Annotated in this window: 22 protein-coding genes; 14 read left to right on the top strand and 8 right to left on the bottom strand. The window is 72.1% G+C overall.

The annotated features are described in order from the left end of the window. Nucleotides 1-25: 25 nt before the first annotated feature. Both OG912_RS03665 and OG912_RS03670 read right to left on the bottom strand, forming a co-directional pair. Complete coding sequence (locus OG912_RS03665; protein ID WP_326739683.1) at nucleotides 26-547, bottom strand: flavin reductase family protein; 522 nt, start codon at nucleotides 545-547, stop codon at nucleotides 26-28. 328 nt (nucleotides 548-875) lie between these two features. Beyond that, nucleotides 876-2,144 carry an ROK family transcriptional regulator gene (locus OG912_RS03670; protein WP_327708146.1) on the bottom strand — a complete coding sequence of 423 codons (1,269 nt, stop codon included), beginning with the start codon at nucleotides 2,142-2,144 and terminating at the stop codon, nucleotides 876-878. A gap of 689 nt (nucleotides 2,145-2,833) precedes the next feature. Between OG912_RS03670 and OG912_RS03675 the strand changes: the two genes are divergently transcribed. Beyond that, nucleotides 2,834-5,242 (top strand): endonuclease/exonuclease/phosphatase family protein, encoded by a 2,409-nt coding sequence (locus OG912_RS03675; protein WP_327708147.1) that lies wholly within the window; start codon nucleotides 2,834-2,836, stop codon nucleotides 5,240-5,242. Between the two features lie 17 nt (nucleotides 5,243-5,259). Here OG912_RS03675 and OG912_RS03680 read toward each other — a convergent pair whose 3' ends face one another. The 3 genes from OG912_RS03680 to OG912_RS03690 are packed head-to-tail and all read right to left on the bottom strand — an operon-like array spanning nucleotide 5,260 to nucleotide 7,694. Further along, nucleotides 5,260-6,180, bottom strand: coding sequence for an alpha/beta fold hydrolase (locus OG912_RS03680; protein WP_327708148.1), 921 nt, complete (start codon nucleotides 6,178-6,180; stop codon nucleotides 5,260-5,262). Between the two features lie 30 nt (nucleotides 6,181-6,210). Continuing rightward, the gene (locus tag OG912_RS03685; protein ID WP_327708149.1) at nucleotides 6,211-7,458 is read right to left on the bottom strand and encodes a beta-ketoacyl-[acyl-carrier-protein] synthase family protein; all 1,248 of its coding nucleotides are present in this window, start codon (nucleotides 7,456-7,458) and stop codon (nucleotides 6,211-6,213) included. Next, nucleotides 7,455-7,694: an acyl carrier protein gene (locus OG912_RS03690; RefSeq protein ID WP_326739679.1), complete on the bottom strand. Its 240-nt coding sequence runs from the start codon at nucleotides 7,692-7,694 to the stop codon at nucleotides 7,455-7,457. The genes OG912_RS03685 and OG912_RS03690 overlap by 4 nt, the downstream gene beginning before the upstream one ends. Before the next feature lie 226 nt (nucleotides 7,695-7,920). On the opposite strand from OG912_RS03690, the gene OG912_RS03695 reads away from it, so the two are divergent. The 11 genes from OG912_RS03695 (at nucleotide 7,921) to OG912_RS03745 (ending at nucleotide 20,746) form a co-directional block, all read left to right on the top strand. Beyond that, a complete protein-coding gene (locus OG912_RS03695) occupies nucleotides 7,921-8,382 on the top strand; it encodes a nitroreductase family deazaflavin-dependent oxidoreductase (RefSeq protein ID WP_327708150.1) in 462 nt (153 codons plus the stop codon). Between the two features lie 47 nt (nucleotides 8,383-8,429). Further along, nucleotides 8,430-9,158, top strand: a complete 729-nt coding sequence (locus tag OG912_RS03700; RefSeq protein ID WP_327708151.1) for a nitroreductase family protein — start codon at nucleotides 8,430-8,432, stop codon at nucleotides 9,156-9,158. A 216-nt stretch (nucleotides 9,159-9,374) separates the two neighbouring features. Continuing rightward, entirely contained in the window at nucleotides 9,375-10,928 is a 1,554-nt protein-coding gene (locus OG912_RS03705; RefSeq protein WP_327708152.1) for a peptidoglycan-binding protein, read from the top strand. 309 nt (nucleotides 10,929-11,237) lie between these two features. Next, nucleotides 11,238-11,915 carry an alpha/beta fold hydrolase gene (locus OG912_RS03710; protein ID WP_327708153.1) on the top strand — a complete coding sequence of 226 codons (678 nt, stop codon included), beginning with the start codon at nucleotides 11,238-11,240 and terminating at the stop codon, nucleotides 11,913-11,915. Nucleotides 11,916-12,245: 330 nt separating this feature from the next. Further along, nucleotides 12,246-13,682, top strand: coding sequence for an MFS transporter (locus OG912_RS03715; RefSeq protein ID WP_327708154.1), 1,437 nt, complete (start codon nucleotides 12,246-12,248; stop codon nucleotides 13,680-13,682). An 83-nt stretch (nucleotides 13,683-13,765) separates the two neighbouring features. After that, a complete protein-coding gene (locus tag OG912_RS03720) occupies nucleotides 13,766-15,310 on the top strand; it encodes an FGGY family carbohydrate kinase (RefSeq protein WP_327708155.1) in 1,545 nt (514 codons plus the stop codon). Between the two features lie 78 nt (nucleotides 15,311-15,388). Further along, the gene (locus OG912_RS03725) at nucleotides 15,389-17,062 is read left to right on the top strand and encodes a glycerol-3-phosphate dehydrogenase/oxidase (protein WP_327708156.1); all 1,674 of its coding nucleotides are present in this window, start codon (nucleotides 15,389-15,391) and stop codon (nucleotides 17,060-17,062) included. Further along, nucleotides 17,059-18,612 (top strand): FAD-binding oxidoreductase, encoded by a 1,554-nt coding sequence (locus OG912_RS03730; protein ID WP_327708157.1) that lies wholly within the window; start codon nucleotides 17,059-17,061, stop codon nucleotides 18,610-18,612. Before OG912_RS03725 ends, OG912_RS03730 begins: the two co-directional genes overlap by 4 nt. Nucleotides 18,613-18,640: 28 nt before the next feature. Then, on the top strand, nucleotides 18,641-19,300 hold the full coding sequence (locus tag OG912_RS03735; RefSeq protein WP_327708158.1) for a glycerol-3-phosphate responsive antiterminator: 660 nt from the start codon (nucleotides 18,641-18,643) through the stop codon (nucleotides 19,298-19,300). 7 nt (nucleotides 19,301-19,307) lie between these two features. Further along, on the top strand, nucleotides 19,308-19,610 hold the full coding sequence (locus tag OG912_RS03740; protein ID WP_327708159.1) for a putative quinol monooxygenase: 303 nt from the start codon (nucleotides 19,308-19,310) through the stop codon (nucleotides 19,608-19,610). Next, on the top strand, nucleotides 19,607-20,746 hold the full coding sequence (locus OG912_RS03745) for a zinc-binding dehydrogenase (RefSeq protein WP_327708160.1): 1,140 nt from the start codon (nucleotides 19,607-19,609) through the stop codon (nucleotides 20,744-20,746). Before OG912_RS03740 ends, OG912_RS03745 begins: the two co-directional genes overlap by 4 nt. A 37-nt stretch (nucleotides 20,747-20,783) precedes the next feature. Here OG912_RS03745 and OG912_RS03750 read toward each other — a convergent pair whose 3' ends face one another. Both OG912_RS03750 and OG912_RS03755 read right to left on the bottom strand, forming a co-directional pair. Continuing rightward, nucleotides 20,784-21,188: a nuclear transport factor 2 family protein gene (locus tag OG912_RS03750; RefSeq protein ID WP_327708161.1), complete on the bottom strand. Its 405-nt coding sequence runs from the start codon at nucleotides 21,186-21,188 to the stop codon at nucleotides 20,784-20,786. A 50-nt stretch (nucleotides 21,189-21,238) separates the two neighbouring features. Then, the gene (locus OG912_RS03755; RefSeq protein WP_327708162.1) at nucleotides 21,239-21,817 is read right to left on the bottom strand and encodes a dihydrofolate reductase family protein; all 579 of its coding nucleotides are present in this window, start codon (nucleotides 21,815-21,817) and stop codon (nucleotides 21,239-21,241) included. 180 nt (nucleotides 21,818-21,997) lie between these two features. Between OG912_RS03755 and OG912_RS03760 the strand changes: the two genes are divergently transcribed. After that, nucleotides 21,998-23,068, top strand: a complete 1,071-nt coding sequence (locus OG912_RS03760; RefSeq protein WP_327708163.1) for a hypothetical protein — start codon at nucleotides 21,998-22,000, stop codon at nucleotides 23,066-23,068. A 135-nt stretch (nucleotides 23,069-23,203) separates the two neighbouring features. Further along, on the top strand, nucleotides 23,204-24,466 hold the full coding sequence (locus OG912_RS03765; RefSeq protein WP_327708164.1) for an MFS transporter: 1,263 nt from the start codon (nucleotides 23,204-23,206) through the stop codon (nucleotides 24,464-24,466). Here the strand turns inward: OG912_RS03765 and OG912_RS03770 are convergent. After that, nucleotides 24,453-25,196, bottom strand: a complete 744-nt coding sequence (locus OG912_RS03770; protein ID WP_327708165.1) for an SDR family NAD(P)-dependent oxidoreductase — start codon at nucleotides 25,194-25,196, stop codon at nucleotides 24,453-24,455. The two genes, OG912_RS03765 and OG912_RS03770, sit on opposite strands and share 14 nt — an antisense overlap. Nucleotides 25,197-25,271 lie beyond the last annotated feature (75 nt).

The following is a 25,271-nucleotide window of genomic DNA, read 5'->3' on the forward strand; positions in this document are numbered from 1 at the left end:
CGTTGTCGTAGGAGAGGGCGGCTGGTCAGAGGGAGTGGTAGGCGCCGTCGTGGAAGAGCAGCGGGCTGCGTCCCTCGTCGAGCCGGGCGTCCACCACCCGGGCGATGACGATGCGGTGGTCGCCGGCCGGGACGATCTGCTCGGTCTCCAGCCGCAGCCAGCCGGCCACTCCGTCGAGCACCGGCTCCCCCTCCGGCAGGCGTCGCCAGCGGGTGGGGGCGGCGAACCGGTCGATGCCGCTGGTGGCGAAGGTGGTGGCCAGGTCCCGCTGTTCGGCGCCGAGGAAGTTCACGACGGCCGAACCGGCCCGTTCGATGTGCGGCCAGGACGAGGTGCCGGTGCCGATGCCGAACGACACGAGCGGCGGGTCGAGCGAGAGGGAGCTGAGCGAGGTGGCGGTGAAGCCGATCGGGCCGTGGCCCGCGTCGGCGGTGACGACGACGACTCCTGCGGGATAGCGGCGGAACGCCTTCTTGAACCGGTCCGGGGCGATTCCCTTCGTGGCGGGCGCGGCCGGCGCCAGGTACGAGGGCACGGTAATGGTCAACGTCTCTCCCTGATGGAAAGTCGGAAAGGGGCAGAGAAATGCGATGGGGTACGCATGAGGGCAGATCGGAACGCACGGCGGAGCGGACTCCCGCCGGAATTCATCGGGTGGTTATCGGGCACCCGGGCAGGAGCGACAACACAGGCTCGCAGCGCGAACGCCGGCCGACGCGGCCGCGCGGCAGGTGCGCGTCGTCGAGGACGCGTCTCCTGAATTCCGCTGTCGGCTGGTCATGAATCCATCATCCCGTTTCGATTCGGGTCCGGTCAACAATGCAACTGCCTGAATTAAGTCGGATACGAGGACGGGCGCGGGAGGTGAGAGGGCGTCAGGAGACCGCGGGCAGCGCCGGCCAGGGGCCGAGCGGGTCCACGTACAGCTCACCGAGCGCCACCGCACCACCCGCGGTGGCCAGCACGGAGCCGGTGAAGCTGCTCGGCACCACGGCCCGCTCCGGGTCGTCACAGACCCAGGAGCGCTCCGCCACCTCCGCCCGCAGATCCGCCAGACACTCCGGGATCCGGCCCGCCCCGGGTTCGACGACGACGAGCACCTCCGGGTCGAACATGTCCAGCAGCAGGGCCGCCGCCCGGCCGACCAGCCGTGCCCGTCGGCGGAACAGCGCCACCGCCCGCGCGTCCCCGGCCAGCGCCTGTTCCAGGAGCTCCGGAAACGAGCCGACGACCAGCCCCTGCTCGGCGGCCCGCCGCACCATGGCGCGCTCCGACACCTCCGACTGGAGGCAGCCGGCCCGGCCGCAGGAACAGGGCTCGGCGCCGCCCGTCCCACCGGCGCCGAGCGGAAGGTGCGCCACGCTGCCGGCCCCCGAGCGCGGGCCGCGGTGCATGGCCCCCTCGGTGGCGAAGGCCGCGTCCACGACGGCGCCGACGAACAGCAGGACGGTGCTGCTGCGGGTCGACTCCTCGCCGAACAACTGCTCCGCGCGGGCCAGCGCCCGTGAGTGGCTGTCCACGTGGACCGGCAGCCCGGTCGCGGCGGAGAGGATGTCGCGGGCCGGCACGTCGCGCCAGCCGAGGTGCGGGTGTTCCACGACCACCCCGGTCACCGGGTCGACCCGGTGACCGGTGGCCAGGCCCAGGGCGAGCACGGTCCGTCCGCCGGCGTGCGCGGCCACCAGGCCGGGCAGCCGGGCCGCGAGTCCGTCGAGTATGTGGCGGGGTTCGGTGGTGCGGTGCGGCCGCCGGTCCTCGGCGACGATCCGGCCCCGCAGATCCATCAGGGAGACGGTGGAGTGGGCGACGGCGATGTGCGCCCCGGCCACCAGGAAGCGGCCGGTGTCGATCTCGACGGGGATGTGCGGCCGGCCGAGCCCCTTGGGCCCTGCGGTCTCCGCGCTCTCCCGGACCAGTCCGCGGTCGAGCAGCCGGCCGACGTGCCCGCTCACGGAGGCGGGCGAGAGGCCGGTGAGACGGGCGACGGTGGAGCGGGCGACCGGTCCGTGGTCGAGAATCGCGCCGAAGACGGATCCGGTGCCGGTGTGCCGGCGTCCGGAAGCGGGGGCGGGTATGTCGGAGCGGCGCAGCGGGGTGGGGCGGTCCGCGTGAGGGGTGCGGGCGGGCGCGGAAAGACTCTTCACAGTGACTTCCAGGTCCTCGGTGGCAGCGATTGACGCGGTGCGTGCTCCGCGGACGGAGCTGGGGTCTTTCGTTTGGATCAGGCTGGATCGGGGAGCGGGGTCCGGTGCCGTGCATCGCAAGGCGGAGGAGGGAGCCATGGCGACCGACGACAACGCCGCGAGGTGCGGTGCCGGACCCCGCGAGCCCAGCATGATCCAAACGAAAGGCCCCAGGGGCAGACCGCCTGCGGCGCGGAGCCGGAGGGTGCTGCCTCTTCCGTGGAGAGAGACCCTGCGAGGAACCGGGGCGGGCGTGGCCCCCAGTCGCAGGTGTGGTGCTCTCAGGCGCGGTGACACACGGCGGAGCACACACGCTTCAGGTCGATATGACCTCGCGTCGTCAGGTGTGCGGATCGCTGCATGCCGCGCAACGTAGCCGGACCGGCGCAACCCGGTCAAACCATCGCCGCATCCTGGACACCCGTACCCAGGAGGGATGTTGCCCTGTTGTTGCGGCGGCATGGCGGGGGTACGGCGGGCGCGTGAACAGCCGTTCGGGGACCGGGCGGTACGACGACTGCGGGCGGGGCCGCCAGCGGCACCCGGCCGGACGGCGGAACGATTTCTGGAATTAACCTCTGATGCCTTGTCATCGCCGGTTCTACGCGCATAGCTTGTGCTCCCTCATCACACTCTGAGGGGCAGTATCCGTGCGCATATCCAGATCCCGTTCCGTCCTGCTGGCCGGCGCGGTCGCCGTGACCCTCTCGGCGACCGCGCTGCCCGCCGCCTTCGCCGCCCCGTCGTCGACCGCCGTGATCTCCGAGGTGTACGGCGGCGGCGGGAACTCGGGAGCGACGCTCACCCGCGACTTCATCGAGCTGGCCAACTCCGGCTCCGCCGCCTACGACCTGTCCGGGTTCAGCGTCCAGTACCTGCCCGGGGCCCCGTCCGCGGGCTCGCTGTGGCAGGTCTCGGCGCTGACGGGCTCCGTCGCGCCCGGCGGCCGCTATCTGCTCGCCCAGGCCGCGGGCACCGGCGGCACCGTGGCACTGCCCGCCCCGGACGCCACCGGCACCGTCGCCATGTCCGCCGCCAGCGGCACCGTCGCTCTGGTCTCCGGCACCACGCCGCTGACCTGCAGGACAGCGGCCGACTGCGCCACCGACACCCGCATCGTCGACCTGGTGGGCTACGGCTCCGCGGTCGTCCGGGAAGGCAGCGGACCGGCCACCGGCGCCTCCGCCACCGCCTCCGTGGCGCGCGCGGCCTCCCTCTCCGACACCGACGACAACGCGGCGGACCTCTCCGCCGCGGCCCCCACCCCCGTCAACGCGGCCGGCGAGACGTCCGGCGGCGGCACGGACCCGGGCGACCCGGGCAACCCGACCGAGCCCGGCACCGTGCGTGTGCACGACATCCAGGGCATCACCCGGGTCTCCCCGCTGGACGGCAAGGCAGTGACCGGGGTGCCCGGCATCGTCACCGCGGTCCGCACCACGGGTTCGAAGGGCTTCTGGATCCAGGACACCGCCCCGGACGAGGACCCGCGCACCGGCGAGGGCGTCTTCGTGTACACCGGCTCCACCGCCCCGGCGGTCGCGGTGGGCGACTCCGTCCTGGTCAGCGGCACGGTCGACGAGTACTACCCGTCGGCCACCACACAGTCCATCACCGAGATCACCGCCCCCAGGACCACGGTCCTCTCGTCCGGCCACGCGCTTCCGGCGCCGGTGGTGCTCGACGCGGCCGCGGTGCCGGCCGCCTATGTCCCCTCGGCGGACGGCGGATCGGTCGACGCGCTGCCCCTGGAGCCGTCGACGTACGCCCTCGATCTCTACGAGTCACTCGAAGGCACCCGCGTACAGATCGCCGACACCCGGGTCACGGGTGCCACGACCGCGTACGACGAGATCTGGGTGACGGTCGAGCCGAAGCAGAACCCGACCCGGCGCGGCGGCACGCTGTACTCCTCGTACACCGACCAGAACACCGGCCGGATCAAGGTGATGTCGCTCGACGCCACGCGCCCCTTCCCCGTCGGGAACGTCGGCGACGTGCTGTCCGGCACCACCACCGGTGTGATCGACTACGCCTCGTTCGGCGGCTACAACCTCCAGGCCACCGAGCTCGGCACGCTCACCGACCGCCATCTGCAGCGCGAGGTCACGCGGAAGCAGAAGGGCGGCGAACTCGCCGTCGCCACGTACAACGTGGAGAACCTGGACGCGCTCGACGAGCAGACCAAGTTCGACACGCTGGCCAAGGGCGTCGCGGTGAACCTCTCCTCCCCCGACATCGTCTCGCTGGAGGAGATCCAGGACGACAACGGCGCGGTCAGCGACGGCACGGTCGGCTCCGAGGCGACGCTGAAGCGGTTCACCGACGCGATCGTCGCGGCGGGCGGACCCCGCTACGCCTGGCGCTATGTCGCCCCGCAGGACGGCCAGGACGGCGGCGAGCCCGGCGGCAACATCCGTAACGTCTTCCTCTTCAACCCGCACCGGGTCTCCTTCGTGGACCGTGCGGGCGGCGACGCGACGACCGCGGTGACGGCTGTGCCGACGCGGAAGGGCGTCACCCTGTCGGTGTCGCCCGGCCGGATCAGCCCGGCGAACGAGGCGTGGTCCGACAGCCGCAAGCCGCTGGTCGGTGAGTTCCGCTTCCACGGGAAGCCGGTGTTCGTGATCGGCAACCACTTCACCTCCAAGGGCGGCGACCAGCCGCTGCACGGCCGCTACCAGGAACCGTCGCGCAGTTCGGAGACGAAGCGGGTCCAGCAGGCGGCGGAGGTCAACACCTTCGTCAAGTCGCTGCTGGCGGCAGACAAGTCGGCGCGGGTCGTCACGCTCGGCGACCTGAACGACTTCGCGTTCTCACCGACGATGTCCGCGCTGACCGCAGGCAAGGCGCTCAAGCCGCTCATCACCACGCTGCCCGCGAACGAGCAGTACAGCTATGTGTACGAGGGCAACTCGCAGACGCTGGACCACATCCTGACGAGCCCCGGCATCCGGCGGTTCGACTACGACGTGGTGCACATCAACGCCGAGTTCGCGGACCAGGCGAGCGACCACGACCCGCAGATCGTGCGGGTGAAGGTGGACGGCCGCCGCTGATCCCGGCCGCAGGCCGTTCAGCTGCCCGGCCGCGGCAGGACCGGACCTGCCGCGCCCGCACGCGGGCGCGGCAGCGAGGGCAACGGCCCCAGGGCGGGCGCGGCCTCCAGGGGCCGGTCGGTGAAGAAGCGGGCCACCAGGTCCGCCACATCGTCGGGCCGCTCCAGCACGACCCAGTGGTCGGAGTCGCCGATCGTCAGGAAACGGCTGCCCTCGATCGTCGCCGCGAAGGCGCGCTGCCGCTCGGGTGAGGTCACGGTGTCGTGCTCGCCCGCGAAGACGAGCGCGGGCACCCCGCTCAACCCGCCGGAGAAGTCGGGCCGGTGACCCAGCGCCCGGCGCAACGACTGCGCCGCGTGCGGGGAATGGGTGAGCGCGTGCACGAACGAACGCCGGACATAGCGCCGCGCGAGCTCCCTGCGGTGCACCCGGCGCCGCGGGTCCAGGCACATCAGCGCCTCGGCGGTGATGGTGGCGAGCCCCTCCACGTCGCTGGTGCCCAGCCGGTCGACCGCGCCGCCCCAATGGGCCCGCTGGGCCTCGCTGATGTGTGCCGGCACGCCGCCGAGGACCAGCCGGGCGATCCGCCCGGGGTTCCGCCGGGCGCAGCCGAACGCGATCGCCGTGCCGTAGGAGAACCCGAAGAGGTTGACCCGGTCCGCGCCCAGGTCGTCGATGACGGCCGCGACGGCGTCGTACAGGACGTCGTCGCCGGTGCCGGGCGGCAGCGGGTCGGCGGCGCCCATGCCGGGGAGGTCGGCGGTGACGACCGGGGCGTGCGGGCCGAGGTGCTCGTCCATCTGCGGCCAGCCGTACATTCCCTGGAGCGCCCCGCCGAGGACGACGACCGGATCGGTGCGGGGCGAGGGCTGCGCCAGGACGCGGTAGCTGTAACGCAGCCCGTGCACCGACAGGTTCCGGATGATCTCGTCGGGCATGGTCATCGGTCCTTGGGCCTTTCGTTCGGATCAGGCCCGGGTGAGGACGAGTGCGGCGTTGTGCCCGCCGAAGCCGAGCGAGGTCTTCACGGCCGCGTCGAACACGCCCGGCCTGGCTTCCTTCCTCACCACGTCGACCGGGATCTCCGGGTCGGGGACGTCGAGGTTGACGGTGGGCGGTACGAGCTGGTGCTGGAGGGCCAGGACCGTCAGCGCGGTCTCGATGCCGCCCGCCGCGCCCAGGGTGTGTCCGGTCATGGCCTTCGTCGAGGTGACGAGGGGGTGCTCGCCCAGGACCCGGCGCAGCATCGTCGCCTCGATCAGGTCGTTCGCCACGGTCGAGGTGCCGTGGGCGTTGACGTGCCCGATGTCGGCGGCGGCCACCCCGGCGTCCGCGAGTGCGGTGCGCAGGGCCCGTTCGATGCCGAGCCCGTCGGGGTCGGGGGCGACGGCGGAGTACGCGTCGCTGGAGGCCCCGTAGCCGGCGACGTGGGCCCGGACGGTGGCGCCGCGGGCCGCCGCGTGTTCGGGGCGTTCCAGGACGAGGAGGCCGGCGCCCTCGCCGACGACGAAGCCGTCGCGGTGGGTGTCGAAGGGGCGGCAGGCCCCCTCGGGGTCGTCGCGCCGGGTGGATACGGCCTTCAGCTGGCAGGCGCTGGCGATCAGCAGCCGGGAGCAGACGGACTCGGCGCCTCCCGCGACGACGATGTCGCAGGCGCCGGTGCGCAGCATCTGGTGGGCGGTGCCGATGGCGACCGTGCCGGAGGAGCAGGCGGTGGAGACGGCCTGGCTCGGGCCGCGTGCGCCGAGGTCGGTGGCGACGCTGCTGGCGGCGCCGTTGACGACGGTGAGCGGGGCGAGTTTCGGCGAGACCCGGCGGGCGCCGCGCTCGGTGAGGGCGGTGTGCTGCTCGTCGTAGAAGGGCAGTCCGCCGTGGGCGGAGCCGATGACGACGGCGACGCGGCCGCTGTCCCAGACCGAGGGGTCGAGCCCGGCGTCCGCGACGGCCTCGCGGGCGGCGATGACGGCGAGCTGCGAGAAGCGGTCCATGAGCCGCTGGGCGGCGATCCCGAGCACGGCCTTCGTGTCGAGGCCGGTGATGGTGTACATGAAGTCGCACGGCAGGTCGTGGAGTTCGGGCCGGTGCAGGACCGAGGGCGCTTCGATGGCCTCGGACACCCCGCGCCAGGTGGCCGCGGTACCCACGCCGGCCGCGGTGACCAGACCGATGCCGGTGACGGCGGCGGCGAACGGCTCGGGGCGGTACGGGGCCGTCATGCCGCGGCCTTCCGGTGCACGTGCACGGCATCGACCAGCCGGCCGACGGTGTCGCGCGAGGTCAGCTGGACGTCGTCCAGGTCGACGCCCAGCCGGTCCTCGATGAGGAGCCGCAGTTCCTCCAGGGCCAGGGAATCCAGCCTGAGCTGCCGCAGCGACGCCTCGGGGCGGATCGCTGCCGGATCGGTCCCGAAGTTCGCCACCAGCAAGGTGCTGATCTCGTCTGCCGTGCTCATGGGGCACTCCTCCGCTGTCGTACGCGGTGACGCCTTGCCGCGTGAAGGTGTGAGTGCCATCGGGGGACGCCGGCTGGTCCGGAGGAACCTTTTATACGCCCTGCCGGGGGCGGGTCCGGTCCGCGTTCCCCCGTGCGGTGGGGGGTTGTCCAGGTGTGCGAATCCGCTGGTGCGTACGCCGGGGTGCGACGATGGGGCGGAAGATACGCGAGAGGGAGATCCGGGCATGGCAGTGGAGAACGGCAACGAGACACCCGCACAGGTCAGCCCGAGCACCTGGGTGGCGAAGCAGGCCGAGTTGTACGAGTCGTCGGGCGGCACGAAGGGCACCACGCAGCTCGGCGTCCCCTGCCTGCTGCTGGACTACGTCGGCCGGCGCAGCGGCGCGCTGCGGCGCACGGTGCTGATGTACGGGCGCGACGGCGACGACTACCTGATCGTGGGGTCGAACGGCGGCTCGGACAGCCATCCGCTCTGGTACCTGAACCTGCTCGCGAACCCGGCCGTCGAGCTCCGGGTGGGCCCCGAGCGCTTCCCGGCCGTCGCGGAGACACTGTCCGCCGGGGAGAAGGAGCGGGTGTGGCCGCATCTGGTGGAGGTCTTCCCCCGGTACGCGCAGTACCGGGACGGAACCGACCGCGACATCCCGGTGGTCCGGCTGCGGCGGACCGCTCCGGCCGCGGGCTGATCAACGGGCCTCCTCATGGCGGGGCTTCGCCCGTAAACTCCGCGATCATGACGATCGAAACGACTCAGGCAGCCGGAACGGCCGAGGCCGAGGCCCTGTTCTCCACCATGTCCACGATGCGCGCGATGCGCCGTCTCAAGCCGGAGCCCGTGCCGGACGAGACGCTTGAGCAGCTCATACAGGCCGCTGTCTGGGGTCCCAGCGGCGGGAACATGCAGTGTTACGAGTACGTGGTGGTGACGGACCGCGAGGTGATGGCACGTCTGGCTCCGCTGTGGAAGCGGTGTGTGGACGCGTATCTGGCGACGACCGGGAAGTACACGCCGAAGGGCATGGACAACGCGGCGTACGGCCGGATGGTCGCCGCGATCGAGTACCAGCGTGACCACTTCGCCGATACGCCCGCGCTGATCGTGCCCTGCTACCGGTTCCCGGAGCCCCGGATGGAGGAGGAGGGCCTGGCCGCCTACGCGCAGGCGCTCGGTCCGGCGGGGGTCGAGCACATGATGACCACCCAGACCCGTTTCCAGGCGCTCGCCGAGGGGTCCTGCGTGTACCCGGGGGTCCAGAACATCCTGCTCGCCGCCCGCGCGCTGGGGCTCGCGGCGAACGTCACCATCTGGCACCTGATGCTGGAGCAGGAGTGGAAGGAGGCGCTGGGCATCCCCGAGGACATGGAGACCTTCGCCGCCATTCCCGTCGGATGGCCGCAGGGCAATTTCGGTCCGATCAGGCGCCGCCCGGTGGCCGACGTCATCCACCGCGACCGCTGGTAGCACCTGCCGTCAGGACCCCGCCCGCCGAGGCGGGGTCCTGACTCCCCGCCTCCCCTGACCCGACCTCAACTCCATTGGAGTGAAAGGGACTTCGACACGCGACACCGTCGTTGTCATGCCCCGAACAGATGGATACCCTGAGCGGGCTTCGCGGCCCCTCTGCCCACCCCACCCGGGCGCGGGGCCGTTCTTCTCCCCCACAGAGCAGGAGCAGGTATGCCCACACGCGCCGCCGCCCACACCAAGGCCCGCGCTTCCGTGCTGGCGGCCCTCACCGCCACCGTCCTGGCCGCGACCGGCACCCCGGCCCTCGCCTCGACGGACACCGGGCACCCGATGAACCGGGCGTTCGAGCAGGCGGCCGAGACGTTCGACGTCCCGCGCGATCTGCTCGCCGCCGTCGGATACGGCGAGACCCGGCTCGACGGCCACTCCGGGCGCCCCAGCCAGGCCAACGGCTACGGCATCATGCACCTGGTCAGCAACCCCACGAACCGGACCCTGGAGCGGGCCGCCACCCTCACCGGGACGCCCCTGGCCGAGCTCCGCTCCGACACGGCGGCCAACATCATGGGCGGCGCGGCGGTGCTGCGCGGTTACGCGGACAGGCTCGGGCTCGACGCCCGGGACCGCGACGACCTCGGCTCCTGGTATCCGGCCGTCGCCCGCTACAGCGGCACCGAGGGGGCCGCCGCCGCCCTCTACGCCGACACGGTCTACACCTTCCTGGCGGACGGGCTGGACGCCGTCTCCCCGGACGGCGAGCGGATCTCCGTGACGGGGCGCCCGGTGTCACCGCACAAGGGTGCGCTCACCGCCGCGGACGTGAGCACCCGGAGTGCCGACTACCCGTCGGCGCTCTGGGTCCCGGCGAACGCGAACAACTACGCCACGGGCCGCTCGGCGGCGATCGACAAGGTGGTCATCCATGTCACGCAGGGCTCGTACGCGGGCTCGATCAGCTGGTTCCAGGACCCGGCGTCCGAGGTGAGCGCCCACTACGTGGTGCGCTCGTCGGACGGCCAGATCACCCAGATGGTGCGTGACAGCGACACCGCCTACCACGCACGGAGCGCCAACGCCTCGGCGCTCGGCATCGAGCACGAGGGGTTCATCGACGACCCGTCCTGGTTCACGGACTCGATGTACCGGTCATCGGCGGCCCTGACGGCGTATCTGTGCGACCGGTACGGCATCCCGAAGGACCGGGCGCACATCATCGGGCACAGCGAGGCACCGGGCAACGACCACACCGACCCGGGCCCGTACTGGGACTGGACCCGCTACATGGAGCTGGTCGGCGGGAGCACCGGCGGCAGTCCCGGCGCGGACGGGCTGAGCTTCACCGCGTACGCGACACAGCAGAGCGGGTCGACGGGTGCCCAGGTCAAGGCCGTTCAGACGCTGCTGAACGCGCAGGGCTATCCGGCGGGCGAGGCGGACAGCAGCTTCGGCACGGCCACGCAGAGCGCGGTGAAGGCGTTCCAGACCGCGCGCGGGCTGGAGGCCGACGGCGTGGTGGGGTCGAAGACGTGGACGGCGCTGCTGTCCGCGGGCACCACGCCCACGCTCGCCGAGGGGGCTTCGGGTGACGGCGTGAAGCGGCTCCAGCGCGCGCTGACCGCGGCGCTCGGCTCGACGGTCGGTGTCGACGGGAGCTTCGGGCCGGGGACGGCCACCGCGGTGCGCAGCTACCAGACCGGCCGGGGCCTGACGGCCGACGGCATCGTGGGTCCGGGCACCTGGGCGGCGCTTCAGGCGGGCCGCTGACGGAGACGGCCGAAAGGCGGGGCGGTGCGCACGGCACCGCCCCGCCTTTCGCGCGCCCCGGCCCACGCGCCGAACGCTCCCGGCCCCGGCACCGGAACACCCCCGTCGCACCCGCCTCGATGCTCCTGCAGGGATCACGGGTGATCGTGACGGAGAGGCGGTTCGGAACGTGGCGCCCAGGCCTGAGACGCGGGAACGGCCGGCGGGTGCGGCGCCGGCCGCGCCGGGCGGCGGGCGGCCTGGACGGGACCGCCGGGGCGGCCGGTCATCAGCCGGACGGCCTGGTGCCGCTCGGCCTATCATGACGCAATGAAGTTCGTGATGGTGCCGGGTGGTTGGCAAGGTGGATGGGTGTTCGACTCCGTGGCCGCCGAACTGCGCCGAGCCGGTCACCACGTCGAGGCCGTGACGCTGTCGGGGCTGGAGCCTGACGGCCCGGCCGATCCGGGCCGTCCGCCGAACCTCGACACCCATATCGACCAGGTGGCCGAGATCATCGACCGTAGCGACGGAACGCCCCTGGCACTGTGCGGGCACAGCTACGGCGGAATGGTGATCGCCGGTGTCGCGGACCGGCTCGGCGACCGCATCGACCAGCTCGTCTTCATCGACGCCTACGTCCCGGACGACGGGGATTCGTGCTGGTCCCTGACCAGCGACAGTTTCCGGGACCTGTTCATCGCCGGCGTACACGCCGACGGCCGTTGGGTCGCCGTCCCTGACGGGCTCGACCCCCGCGCGCGACCGCACCCACTCGCCAGTTTCGTTCAGTCGATCAGGCTGAGGGCGAAGCCCGGGGACGTGCTCGGCCGAACCTTCATCAGCGGTGGCGCGTGGCCGGGCAGCCCGTTCGCGGACCTGCCCGAGCGGTTGCGCAGCGACTCGGCCTGGCGGGTTCACGAGATTCCCGTGGGGCACAACATCGCCCGCCGCGACCCGCACAGCCTCGCGGCCCTTCTCGGCACACTGGCGCCCGGCTTCGCCTGACGCGCGGCCGCCGCCCACAGCGCCGTGCCACCGCCGCGTTCGCCTTCGCCTTCGCCTTCGCCTTCGTCTTCGTCTTCGTCGGGATGGACGCTCGCCGGGGCGTGGATCCACCCCCATGGGCTCTTCGTCACGTTTGGGTAACCTGCCGGAAACCCTTGACGTTTCTCCTGACGTCTTCCTAACCTCCTCGTGTAGTCGCTCTTCACGTGCTGCGGCGCTTTCCGCAGTGTTTTGACAGGCACAGACATAGACCACCTGTCGGTGGTTTCGTCATGCCTGTTTTTTTTGTGCTCCCCGTGCCGCCGATGGGTCTTCCTCGAAGGCGGATTCATGGCACAACGTCCGAGCGTCAAAGGCGTCGCCGACGTCGTTGCGCTCATCGATGGGCTGGGAAAGATCACCGGCCGGGCGCAAGTCATCTGGTTCCTCGTGTTCGGCGGGCTGTTCCTCGACGCCTATTCGAATGCGGCACTGAGCGCCGGTCTGGGACCGATGACGTCCCAGATGGAGCTGACCAGCACGCAGGTCTCGATCCTCACGGCCACCGCTCCGGCCCTGGCGATCATCTTCAACCCGGTCGGCGGCTGGCTCGCCACCCGGATCGGCCGGGTCCCCCCGCTGCTCATCGCCAAGGTCTTCGCCATCGCGGGCGCCCTGATCGCCGCGTTCGCCGGTGACTTCACGGTCGTCTGGGTCGGCCGGGTCCTGGTGGGAGTCGCGTACGGCATCGACTTCGCCGTCGCCATGGCCCTGCTCGCCGAGTACACGCCCGCCAAGCTCGGCGGCCGGCTGAACCTGTGGCAGGCCGTCTGGTACGTCGCCACCACCAGCAACCTCGCGCTCGCCCTGATCTTCTTCAACCTGGACGTCGGCGCGGACATCTGGCGCTGGTCGGTCGGCTCGGCCGCCGTGGTCGCCGTGGCGCTGCTCGTGGGCCAGTGGCTGATGCTCAGGGAGAGCCCCACCTGGCTGGCGAGCAAGGGCCGCCTGGACGACGCCGTCCTCAACCTGGACCGGATCTACGGCATCAAGGCGGTCGCCGGAAAGCCGGACGCGGCGACCCGCGCCGCGACCGCCGCACCCGCCATCGGCTTCCGCCAGGCCGGACTGCTCTTCAAGGGCGAGTACCTGCCGCGCACGATCCTCTCCTCGGTCATCTCGCTCGGGCAGTCGATGCAGTACTTCGCGGTCGGCTGGTATCTCCCGCTGATCAGCCTGACGATCTTCGGCGAGAGCTTCGAGAAGGCCACGATCGGCTCGATGGTGTTCAACGCCTTCGGTATCGCGGGCGGGCTGCTGTCCGCGTACTTCGGCCGCAGGCTCGGACTGCGGCTCAGCTCCGCCGCCGGATTCGCCGGGGTGTTCGTCGCCCTGATCGCGATGGGACTCACCTTCGAGAAGGTCCCGACGGCCGTGGCGTTCCTGCTGCCGGTGCTGTTCATCCTCTGCCACTCCGCCGGCCCCGGCGCCAACGGCAAGTCCATCGCCGCGCTCTCGTACAGCAGTGATGTGCGCGCGCTCGGCACCGGTGTCACCGGGATGGTCGGCAGCTTCGGCAGTGTCGCCGGGCTGTACCTCTTCCCGCAGATCAAGGAGTCGCTCGGCCTCGCCGACACCTTCCTGGTGCTCTCCGTCGTCCCGCTGCTCGGCATGATCACCTGTCTGGCCATCAAGTGGGACCCGATGAAGGCCGCTTCGCCCGACGAGGCCGCGGCGGAGCAGGCAGCAGAGGCGCAGGAACACGCGGAGTCCGTCACCGCGCGCTGACCGTCCGCCGTGCCTGCCGCACCACACGATGGTCCCTTCTCCCCCTCCGTACAGCTCGCGATGCTCGCAATGAAAGGGCTGCAATGACGCAGACGCTCCCCGGCGCCTCCCCCCGGCGCGGTGTGCTGGCCATCGACGAGGGCACCACCGGCACCAGGGCCGGAGTCGTCCTCGACTCCGGCGCCGCGCACGAGGTGTTCTACCGGTCGATCGCGGTCAGCCATCCGGACGACCTCTCGGTCGAGCAGGATCCGATGGAGATCTGGACCGCCACCCTCGACGTGGCGCGCCGGGCCGTCGGCGCCGCCCGGGCGGAGGGGATCGAGCTCACCGCCGTCGCCCTCTCCACCCAGCGGGCCACCGCGATGCTCTGGGACCGGGTCACCGGGCAGCCGCTGCTGCCCGCCGTGGTGTGGCAGGACCGGCGGTACGCCGCCGAGCTCACCGCGCACGAGGCGAAGTGGGACGCCGTTCTCACCGCCCGTCAGGGCCGGCCGGTCGGCGCCCGCGCACCGTTCCTCTGGGCCGCCCGGCAGATCGCCGCGCACCCGGCGGTGGCCGCCGCGCACCGCGAGGGCCGGCTGCTCTTCGGCACCGTCGACACCTGGCTGATCTGGCGGCTGACCGGTGGCGCCGTGCACGCCACCACCCCGACCAACGCCGCGTCCAGCGGGGGTTACCTGCTGGAGCGGCACGCCTGGGACGAGGAGTGGATCGGCCATCTCGGCTTCCCCCTCGACCTGCTTCCGGAACTCCGCTCGGACGACGCCGGATTCGGCATCACCGACCCGGCCGCCCTCGGCATCGCCGTCCCGCTGGCCGCCTCCATGGGCGACCAGCACGCCGCACTGATCGCGCTCGGCGGCCTGGCCGCCGGGCAGGGCATGTGCATGTACGGGACCGGCGCGTTCGTCGACGCGGCGACCGGCACCACGCCCGCCCTGCCCCGGCCGGACATCTCCGGGGTGCTCGCCCAGCCCGGCCGGCGGCAGGGCGACATCAGCCACTACAGCCTGGAGGCCTACACCTCCACGGCGGGTTCGGCGCTGCGCTGGCTCTGCGACGACCTGGGCCTGTTCGCCTCGCCGAAGGAGCTCGGTGAGGAGGCCGGCCGGGTCCCCACCCGGCCGGGCCGCACCCCTCGTTTCGTCCCGGCGCTCGCCGGGGTCCGTACGCCGGTCTGGCACCCGGAGGCCACCGCCTCCCTCACCGGGCTCACCCTCGCCACCACCCGCGCCGATCTGGCCCGCGCCGTGCTCGACGGGATCGCGCACTCGGTGTGCGACCTCGTCGACGGGGTGGCCGCCACCATGGGCGCCCCGTTCACCCGGCTCCGGGTCGGCGGCGGAGTCGCGGGCAGCGACCCGCTCATGCGGATCCAGGCCGACCTGACCGGCCTCCCGCTGGAACGGGTCGCCGACTCGGCAACCGCCAGCCTGCGCGGCACCGCCTATCTGGCCGGGGTCGCCCAGGGCCTGTGGGGCTCGCTGGAGGAGATCGTCGAGGCGCAGCCGCACGGCCGGGTCTTCGAACCCTCCACCGGCGCGGACGATCGCGCCGAACAGCGGGCCGCCTGGCGCGACGTGCTGATCGGCCACCTCAAGGACCCCGCACTCACCCCCCACTGACGGCCCCTCACCGTCAGCAGGCGGCGGCCGGACACCCGACCACGCGGCCGCCGCACCGAACCACCAGGAGTTGATGTTGTGATCACCATGCCCGCCCGGAAACCGCGGCGCACCGCCGCGGCGACCCGCCGCACCCCCCTGCTGCTCGACCGCGCGGCGGCCAAGCGGCAGCTGGCCGACGACACGTACGACGTACTCGTCATCGGCGGCGGCATCACCGGGGCGTACGCCGTGCTGGACGCCGCCTCGCGCGGGCTGCGCGCGGCGCTGGTCGAGAAGGACGACTTCGCCTCGGGCACGTCGTCGAAGTCCTCGAAGATGGTGCACGGCGGTCTGCGCTACATCGAGCAGGGCAACGTCAATCTCGTACGCCACTCGCTCCTGGAGCGGCACCGCTTCCGCAAGAACGCCCCGCATCTGGTGCACCGGCTGCCGTTCCTCTTCCCGATCCTGGAGAAGGAGGGCATCTTCGACGCCCGCCTCGCCAAGGGCTTCGAGGGTCTGCTGTGGACGTACGACCTGGTCGGCGGCTGGCGGATCGGCAAGCTGCACCAGCGGCTGACCGTCCCGGAGGTCCTCGCGCAGGCGCCGACGCTGCGCGCGGAGAACCTCAAGGGCGGGCTGATGTACTTCGACGCCCGCACCGACGACGCCCGTCTCGTCCTGACCATCGTGCGGACCGCCGCCGCGCTCGGCGCGACCGTCCTGAACGGGGCGAAGGCCGAAGGCCTGCTGATGCAGTCCGGCAAGGTGGCCGGGGCCCGGGTCGACGTGGACGGTGACAGCGTCGACATCCGGGCGCGGGCCGTCGTCAACGCCACCGGGGTGTGGACCGACGAGCTGGACGCGAAGGCCGTCGACGGCCACCGCCCGCAGGTCCGCCCGGCCAAGGGCGTGCACATCGTGGTGCCGTGGGACAAGGTACGGATCAACTGCACGGTCACCGTGCCGATCCCCGGCCGGGCCCGCCGTGCGACCTGCACCCGCTGGGGCAACAGCGTCGTGCTGGGCACCACGGACGAGGACTACCAGGGCTCCCCCGACGATGTGCACTGCACGCGTCAGGAGATGGACTTCCTGCTGGAGGGCGCCAACACCGCCTTCGAGGGGAAGCTCACCCCGGACGACGTGGTCGGCTCCATCGGCGGACTGCGTCCGCTGGTCGGCGGCAAGGAGGGCGCGACGCTCGACATGCGCCGCGACCACCACATCAGCGTCGGCCGCACCGGCATGGTGACGGTGACCGGCGGCAAGCTCACCACCAGCCGCCACATGGGCGAGCTCGTCATCGACAAGGTGATGGCGGTCCTCGGCCGCAGGGGGAAGAGCCGCACCAGCGACCTTCCGCTGCTCGGCGGCGCCGGCTACGACGCCGAGGCCGTGGCCGCCTCCGGTGGCATCGCCGCACACCTGGGCGAGCGCTTCGGCACCGAGGCGCGCTTCGTCGGCGACCTGATCCAGGAGGACCCGACGCTGGCCGAGCCCATCGTCGCGGGACTTGCCTACACGAAGGCCGAGGTCGTCTACGCGGCCCGCGCGGAGCTCGCCCGCTCGGTCGACGACGTCCTCTCCCGCCGCATGCGCGCCCGGCTCTTCGCCCGCGACGCCTCCGCCGAGGCGGCGGGCGCGGTGGGCGCGATCCTCGGCCGCGAACTGAACCTCACGGAGGCCGAGGTGGAGCGTTCCGTCTCCGACTACCTCGCGGCCGTCCGTCACGAAAAGTCCGTACTCCTCGAAGGGGCAGCAGCATGATCAGCCGTCAGACCATCACCCACCCGTTCAACCGGGGCAACTACACGATCGGCGCCCCCAGTTTCGCCAAGTGGGCGCAGAACACCCCGATCGGCGACGGGGAGGCCGCGCTCCAGGCCAACCCGGTCGAGGTCCCCGAGGCCGTGGTCGAGGCGCTGCGCGAGGCCGCGCACGCCGTGCACGTGGAGCGCGACGAGGTCGTCACCCGGACCCGTGACTGGTGGGCCGGCTCGATGATCGGTGAGACCGAGGGCCGTCCCGCGACGCCGGACGCCGTGATCGTCGAGGCGGCCGACGCGGACCAGATCGCGGCCGTGCTGCGGATCTGCCACGAGGCGGGCATCCCGGTCACCCCGTCCGCGGGCCGCTCCAACGTCACGGGGGCGGCGCTGCCCGTCTTCGGCGGGGTCGTCCTGGACGTGTGCGCGCTGAACGGGATCACCGGTTTCGACGCCGAGTCGAACGTGGTGGACGTCCAGGCCGGCATGTTCGGCGACCTCTTCGAGAAGCAGCTCCAGGAGGAGTACGGCGTCACGACGGGCCACTGGCCGTCCGCGTTCGCCGTCTCCACGGTCGGCGGCTGGATCGCCTGCCGCGGTGCGGGTCAGCTCTCGACGCGCTACGGCAAGATCGAGGACATGGTCGTGGGCGTGGACGTGATCCACGCGGACGGCACCCGCGCCACGTACGGCGACTACGCCCGCGCGGCGGTCGGCCCGGACCTGCGCCAGCTGTTCATCGGCTCCGAGGGCACGCTCGGCGTCATCGTCTCGGCCCGGCTGCGCGTCCACCCGCTGCCCGAGTACGCGAACGCGGTCGCGTTCGGCTTCGAGACCTTCGCCGAGGGCCTGGACGCCTGCCGCAAGATCATGCAGCGCGGTGCGACCCCGGCTGTCCTGCGGCTGTACGACGCCCTGGAGTCGGGCACCCACTTCGGCCACCCGGAGACCAATCTTCTGCTGATCGCCGACGAGGGCGACCCGGCGATCGTGGACGCCTCGATCAAGGTGGCGGCCGAGGTCTGCTCCGCGTACGGCCCCGAGCTGGACTCCCAGGCCGTCTTCGAGCGCTGGCTGGACGAACGGATGATCGTCGGCAAGTCCGCCGACGGCTTCACGCCCGGCCCCGGCTTCGTCGCCGACACCCTGGAGATGGCGGCCTCCTGGGCCGACCTCCCGGTGATCTACGACGAGGTCGTCGCCGCGATCCAGTCGGTGGAGGGCACCCTGGCGGCCTCGGCCCACCAGTCGCACGCGTACACCGACGGCGCCTGTGTCTACTTCTCGCTGCGCGGCGAGGTGGCGCCCGAGTCGCGGCGCGACTGGTACCGCTCGGTGTGGGACGCGGCCAACGCCGTACTCATCAAGCACGCCGCGGCGCTCAGCCACCACCACGGCTGCGGACTGCTGCGCGGTCCCTACCTGGAGGAATCCCTGGGAGCGGGCTTCGCGACGTTCGTCGCGGTGAAGGCGGCCCTGGACCCGGCCGGCATTCTCAACCCTGGCAAACTGGGTCTTCCCAGCCGATTCGGTACGTCTCCGCTGAACTGACCCAGCACTCTTCCAGGCAGGTTTTGCCATGCCCCCTTCCCCGTCCCGCTCCGGCGCCCCGCTCGATCCGCGGCTCACTTCGGCGTTCGCCGAGGTGCCCGTCATCGCGTCGGTCGTCGGCACCCAGCCGCTGCGGCAGTTCCTGACCGCACCGGCCAAGGTGTGCATCCTCGCTTCGTTCGCGGTGGGGCAGCTGCCCCAGGTCGTGCCGGCGCTGGGGCGGGCGGGGAAGCTCGTGTTCGTGAACGTGGACAGCAGCCCCGGTCTCGCGCAGGACCGGGGCGCGCTGGAGTTCATCAAGAACATGGGCGCCCACGGCGTGGTCAGCACCCGGCTCTCGCTCATAGAGAAGGGCCGCCCGCTCGGCCTGCTGACGATGATGAAGGTGTTCGTCACCGACCGGTCCAATCTGCGCCGCTCCACGGACGCGATCGCGCGCGGGGCGCCGGACCTGGTCGAGATCATGCCCGCCCCGATCATCGCCCGGATGAGCGCGCAGGCCCAGCGCGCGATGTCCCCGTCGGTGGCCGCGGGATTCGTGGAGTCCCCCGCGGACGTGGCGCTCGCCCTGGCCCTCGGGTCGGCCGCGGCCGCCACGTCCGACCCCCGCCTCTGGCATCTGCGCCGCGACCAGCTGCCGCCGGTCCCGCCGGCCGCACTCAAGAGGCCAGTCCCACCCCAGGAGTAGTACCGACGTGACATACGTAGTCGTAGCCCGCTACCGCACGAACCCCGGCGAGCAGGACACGGTCCTGCCGCTCCTCGACGCCATGGCCGCCGCTTCCCGCCAGGAGCCCGGCAACCTCGCCTACCGGGTCCATCAGGGCACCGAGGACCCTCGGGCGGTCGTGCTCTACGAGGAGTACGCGACCGAGGCCGACTTCACCGCGCACTGCGCGACCCCGCACTTCCAGGAGATCGTTCTCGGCAAGGTCGTCCCGCTCCTGGAGAGCCGCGACGTCCTGCGCTGCACCCCCCGCGACGAGGTGACCGCGTGAGGACCCGGTCCGTGGTCCTGCGCGGAATATCGACGGCCCGGCCCTACACGCAGACCCGTCCGGTCGAGGTGGAGGAACTGAACCTCGGCGCCCCGCGCGAGGGGGAGGTCCTGGTCCGGGTCGCTGCCGCGTCCCTGTGCCACTCGGACCTCTCGGTCGTCAACGGCGACCGGATCCGGCCGCTCCCCATGGCCCTGGGCCACGAGGCGGTCGGCGTGGTCGAGGAGACCGGGCCCGGCGTCCACCGGATCTCCCCCGGCGACCATGTCGCCCTGGTCTTCGTACCGAGCTGCGGCTTCTGCGCCGACTGCGCGGCGGGCCGCCCGGCGCTGTGCGCGGCAGCCGCCGCGGCGAACGGATCCGGCGCCCTGCTGCACGGCCCCTCCCTCCTCACCGACGCCTCCGGCGCCACGGTCCACCACCAGCTGGGCGTCTCCGCGTTCTCCTCGTACGCGGTGGTGGCCCAGGAGTCCGTGGTCCCGATCCCCCGCGACATCCCGTTCACCGTGGCCTCGATGTTCGGCTGCGCGGTACTGACGGGCGCCGGCGCGGTCATCAACACGGCCGCCCTGCGCCCCGGGCAGTCGGCCGTGGTCTACGGGCTGGGCGGCGTGGGCCTGTCGGCGGTGCTCGGAGCACGGGCCGCCGGCGCGTACCCGATCGTCGCCGTCGACCCGGTCCCGGAGAAACGCGCACTGGCCCTGCGCCTGGGCGCTACACACACGTACGCCCCCGACGAGGCACTCGGCGCGATCCGCGAACTGACCTCCGGCGGGGCCGAGGTGGCGGTGGAGGCCGTGGGCAGCCCGAAGGTCATGGCGGAGTGCCTGGCCGCCGTGGCCCGCGGCGGCAAGGTCGTCTCGGTGGGCCTGCCCGCCCCCGACCGCGTCCTGGAGGTCCCGGCCCTGGCCTTCGCGGGCGAGGGCAAGTCCCTGCTGGGCTCGTACATGGGCGACGCGGTCCCGCGCCGCGACATCCCCCGGTTCCTGGACCTGTGGCGGGCGGGGCTGATGCCGGTGGAGGAGATGCACACGGGGACGCTGGCCCTGGACGAGGTCAACCATGCGATGGAGGAGCTGGCGTCGGGGCGGGCGATCCGTCAGGTGCTCGACACGTCGGGGCTGCTGGAGTCCTGAGCGCCCTGCCGGAGGCGCCCGCCGCCCGGCGGGCGCCTCACGAGGCGCTGAGGGGTGTGCGCCGGGCGATGACCTTGCGGTAGCTGATGCGCCAGCCCCGCTCGCCCCGCACGACGGTGTCCTCGTACGTCACGCTGCCGCACGTGCCGTCCGCGTTGACACCGATGCCCTTGGACCGGGCGCCGATCCGCCCGTCACCGAGGTCGGTGAGCACGATGTTCGTGACGTGGTGCCCGACCGGGTTGAGCGCGCCCATGGCGAGCGCCGCGTCCCGGAAGGCGTCCACCCCGATCAGTGAGCCGTGCCCGAGGTTCGTGATGTCGTAGACGATGTCGTCGGTGAACAGCTCGTCCAGCCGGTCGAGTTCGCCGTCGTCGACCAGATGTCCGTGCAGGGCGATCAGTTCCATGACCGCCAGGCGGTCAACTGCTTCCAGTGCCATGTGCTTCCCTTCGCCGGTCCGGACCGGCCACGACCGTACGTCCTCGACGGTCAGTCCCGCGACGGCGTTTCGGCACGCTCGTACCGCAACTCCACGACCCCGCTGCCGAAGGTCCGGGTTCCCGCGAGCCGGAGCGCGGTCATGGTGTCCGTCGACGGGAACATGGACCTGCCCCGGCCGATGAGGACCGGGTGGACGTACACCCAGTACTCGTCGATCAGATCGAGCGCGGCGAAGGACGCTGCGAGGTCGGCGCCGCCGAGCCCCAGGTCGCCGCCGGGCTGCTCCTTCAGCGCCATGACCTCGTCGCGCACGACGTCGTGCACGACCGTGGTGTTCCAGTCCGCCCGCTCCAGCGTCCGGGAGTAGACGTACTTCGGCATGTTCCGCCAGATGACGGCGAAGTCGGCCATCGGCCCGGCGTTGGCCGGGTCCTGGTCCGCGGTGGGCCAGAAGTCCGCCATCAGCTCATGGACGACCCGGCCGTGCAGGAACCCGCCCATGCCGGCGATCCGCTCGTTGAAGTAGCGGTGCAGTTCCTCGTCGACCCGGTGCCAACTGATGTCACGGTCCGGTCCCTCGAAGAAACCGTCGAGGGAAATGGACATGGAGTAGATGATCTTTCTCATCGCGAACCTCACCAAGAAGCATCAGGGACGGGGCTGCGGAACGAACCCGACCATACCCGGCAGCGGTGCGCGGACACGGGAACTCGGAGAAGCGCTTGACGAACGGCGGGCGTGCCCCGTAGGAGTCGGGGATGGCGCGGCACCCGGAGCCGCCCGGACCTGCCCCGAGGAGTTACGCACGTGAGAGTCGGAGCGGCACGCGCCGCCGCAGTCCGCTGGGTGGCCGACCACGCCCGCTCCGCCCCCGGATACAGAGGGGCGTACTTCAGCGGGTCGACGGTCGGCCGGGCGGACGACGCCGAACTGGCGCCCTCGTCGGACGTCGACGTCATGGTCGTCACGGAAGAGGACGCCCCGCCCGCGAAGCCCGGCAAACTCCGTTACGAGGGTGCCCTGTTGGAGATCACCTACGTGCCGTGGGCCGAGCTCCGCGATCCGGGGACCGCGCTCTCCTCGTACCATCTCGCCGGCAGCTTCCGCACGGACACGGTCATCGACGATCCCACCGGCGGGCTGCGCGCCCTGTACGCGGACGTCTCGCCGCGATTCGCCGAGCTGCCCTGGGTCCGGCGACGCTGCCTGGACGCACGGCAGCGCGTCGAGGGCCGCCTCGCCGCGTTCGATGCCGCCGCCCCCTTTCACGAGCAGGTGCCGGCCTGGATGTTCCCCACCGGAGTCACCACGCACGTCCTGCTGGTCGCCGCCCTGCGCAATCCCACCGTCCGGCTGCGCTACCGGGCCGCGCGCGAGGTCCTCACCGCGTACGGGCAGCCGGAGCTCCATCCGGAGCTGCTGGGGCTTCTCGGCTGCGCCGACGTGTCCGCGGAGCGGGTGCGGCACCATGTGGCCGAGCTGACGCGCACGTTCGATGCCACGGTCCCGGTGGCCCGCACCCCGTTCTTCTTCAGCAGCGACCTCACCGAGCGGGCGCGCCCCATCGCCGTCGACGGCAGTCTGGAGCTGATCGACCGGGGCGAGCACCGCGAGGCGGTCTTCTGGATCGTCGCGACGCTCGCCCGCTGCCACACGGTGCTGACCGTGGACGACCCCGCGCTGCACGCCGAAAGGCTCCCGGCGTTCCGGGCGGCGGTGGCCGACCTGACCGGGATCACCGGTACCGCCGATCTGCTGGAGCGGCGCGACGAGGTCCTTCGATTCCTGCCCCGGCTGGACGAGGCCGTGGAGAAGGTTCTGGCGGCCAACCCGGACATCACCGGACAGCGCCCACTGCCGCCGCGACGCCCGCTCTGATAATTTGCCCGCATGTCATCTCCTCGTGCGTAGGACCCCGCGCTGACCGCACCCGTCGTCATGGGTGCGGCACTCCGGTGTCCCCGCATGCCCGCAGCGCCGGTTCTCCGCGCTGCCCTCACGAGGAATGTCATCGTGCTCACGTCTTCTCCCGCGCCCTCGCGCGCGCCCTCGTACGCCGCCGTGCTCCGAACCCCCCATGCCGCGCGCCCTTTCGCCGCCGCATGCCTGGGGCGGCTGTCGTACGGCGTCGCGCCCCTCTCCCTCCTGCTCGCGCTCAAGGACGCCACCGGTTCGTACTCCGTGGCCGGAGGCGCCATGGCCCTGTTCGGGGTCGCGAGCGTCTCCCTCTCCCCCGCCCGTGCGGCCCTGATCGACCGGTACGGGCCTCGCAGGGTCCTGCCGCCCATGGCGGGGCTGTACGCGGCGCTGCTCGCCCTGATCGCCCTGGCCACCTGGAATCCCGGCGCCCCGGCGCTCCTCCTGGGCGGGCTCGCCACTGCGGCGGGCGCCTGCACCCCGCCGCTCGGTCCGGTGATGCGGGCGCTGTGGAGCAGCCTCGTCCCCGACCGGGAGCTGTTGCAGCGCGCGTACAGCCTGGACGGGGTCGCCGAGGAACTGATGTACGTCACCGCCCCGTTGCTGGTGGGGATCGTGGTGACGTTCACGGTGCCGGCGGCCGGCGTGCTGGCCGGTGCGGTGCTCGTGTTCGTGGGGGCGTCGGCACTCGTGTCGTCCCCCGCGGTGTCCCGCACGCGTAAGGCACGGCCCGTGACCGACGCGCCTGCCGTGCCCCGGCTGCGGTTGCGCGGCATCGTCGCGCTGCGGCACGCGGTGCTGGTGACGGCGGCCGTGGGGCTGTGCCTCGGGGCGCTCGATCTGCTGGTGGTGGCCTTCACCGAGCGGCTCCATCAGGCGGCGGCCGTGTCCTGGGTACTGGCCGCGCTCTCGGCCGGGAGCGCCGTCGGCGGTCTGGCCTACGGGGCGGTCCGGTGGAAGTCGTCTGGCGGGGTGCGACTGCCGGTGGTGGCCGCCGCGCTGGGTGCGGCGCTGATGGTGGCCGGGGTTTCGCCGCATCTGTATGTGCTGGTCGCCGTCGCCGCGGTCGCCGGGCTCTTCGTCACCCCGGCGCTCACGACCGCGTATCTGATCGCCGACGAGTCCGTGGACGCCGACCGGCGCACGCAGGCGGGTGCCTGGGTGAACACCGCGTTCAACGCCGGGTCCTCGGGCGGTACGGCGGCGGTCGGTCTGCTCGTCGACCGGTTGCCGCTCGCCCTGTGCTTCGCGCTGGCGGCGGCCCCGGCGCTGGTGTGCGCGGCGGCTGTGGCGTACGCCGGGGCCCGCCGCTCCCGGACCACGGGAACGGCGGCCCCGGACGTGGTCAGCGGAGCTTGATCGCGCCGCCGTCCGCCATCAGGGTCTGGCCGGTGATGTAACGGGCGTCGTCGCTCGCCAGGAACGCGATGACGGGGGCGACGTCCGTGCGCGGGTCGCCGAAGCGGCCGAGCGGGACCTTGGCGGCGGAGAGGGCGTACTGCTCGGGGTTGGCCTCGGCCCAGGCGGCGACGCCCGCGGTCTTCGCCATGGGCGCGACGACGTTGACCCGGATCTGGTCGGCCGCCCACTCGTTGGCGACGACCCGGCTCAGTCCGCGGATCGCCTCCTTCGCCGCGGCGTACGACGCCTGGTTCGGCTGACCGTCGATGCCGGCGCCCGAACCGAAGTTGATCACCGAGCCCCGGCTGCTGCGGAGCTCGGGGTACGCGGCGAGCATGAAGTTGCGAGTGGCGAAGAGGCCGGAGTCCATGGCCAGCTTCCAGTCGTCCTCGGTCTGCTCGGTGAAGGGCCGTACGCGTGAGGCGCTGGCGTTGTTCACCAGGATGTCCAGCCCGCCGAAGCGCTCGACGGCGGTGGCCACCGCCAGATCGGCGACCGCCCGGTCGGAGACGTCGCCCCGGAGGAACGCCACCGCGTCGCCGAGGTCGGCCACGAGCGCGTCCCCCGCCTCCTGCTGGAGATCGACGACCACGACCCGGGCGCCCCGCTCGACGAAGACCCGGGTGACGGCCTCGCCGATGCCCGAGGCTCCTCCGGTGACGACGGCGACCTTGTTCTCCAGTGTCATTGCGCTGTACCTCCGACTCGCTGTGTCCGGCGCGGCTCCCCCGTACCGCACCCTCTCCATGCACCATACATTTCG

Source organism: Streptomyces sp. NBC_00464 (assembly GCF_036013915.1).
In the GTDB taxonomy this organism is placed as follows: domain Bacteria; phylum Actinomycetota; class Actinomycetes; order Streptomycetales; family Streptomycetaceae; genus Streptomyces.

Coding starts and splice junctions, on each gene's coding strand:
- OG912_RS03680 (WP_327708148.1), bottom strand. CDS start 6,180: ATGCCCGACGAGATCATCCGGAACCTGTCGGTGCACGGGCTGCGTTAC.
- OG912_RS03685 (WP_327708149.1), bottom strand. CDS start 7,458: ATGACGGCCCCGTACCGCCCCGAGCCGTTCGCCGCCGCCGTCACCGGC.
- OG912_RS03690 (WP_326739679.1), bottom strand. CDS start 7,694: ATGAGCACGGCAGACGAGATCAGCACCTTGCTGGTGGCGAACTTCGGG.
- OG912_RS03695 (WP_327708150.1), top strand. CDS start 7,921: ATGGCAGTGGAGAACGGCAACGAGACACCCGCACAGGTCAGCCCGAGC.
- OG912_RS03700 (WP_327708151.1), top strand. CDS start 8,430: ATGACGATCGAAACGACTCAGGCAGCCGGAACGGCCGAGGCCGAGGCC.
- OG912_RS03705 (WP_327708152.1), top strand. CDS start 9,375: ATGCCCACACGCGCCGCCGCCCACACCAAGGCCCGCGCTTCCGTGCTG.
- OG912_RS03710 (WP_327708153.1), top strand. CDS start 11,238: ATGAAGTTCGTGATGGTGCCGGGTGGTTGGCAAGGTGGATGGGTGTTC.
- OG912_RS03715 (WP_327708154.1), top strand. CDS start 12,246: ATGGCACAACGTCCGAGCGTCAAAGGCGTCGCCGACGTCGTTGCGCTC.
- OG912_RS03720 (WP_327708155.1), top strand. CDS start 13,766: ATGACGCAGACGCTCCCCGGCGCCTCCCCCCGGCGCGGTGTGCTGGCC.
- OG912_RS03730 (WP_327708157.1), top strand. CDS start 17,059: ATGATCAGCCGTCAGACCATCACCCACCCGTTCAACCGGGGCAACTAC.
- OG912_RS03735 (WP_327708158.1), top strand. CDS start 18,641: ATGCCCCCTTCCCCGTCCCGCTCCGGCGCCCCGCTCGATCCGCGGCTC.
- OG912_RS03750 (WP_327708161.1), bottom strand. CDS start 21,188: ATGGCACTGGAAGCAGTTGACCGCCTGGCGGTCATGGAACTGATCGCC.
- OG912_RS03755 (WP_327708162.1), bottom strand. CDS start 21,817: ATGAGAAAGATCATCTACTCCATGTCCATTTCCCTCGACGGTTTCTTC.
- OG912_RS03770 (WP_327708165.1), bottom strand. CDS start 25,196: ATGACACTGGAGAACAAGGTCGCCGTCGTCACCGGAGGAGCCTCGGGC.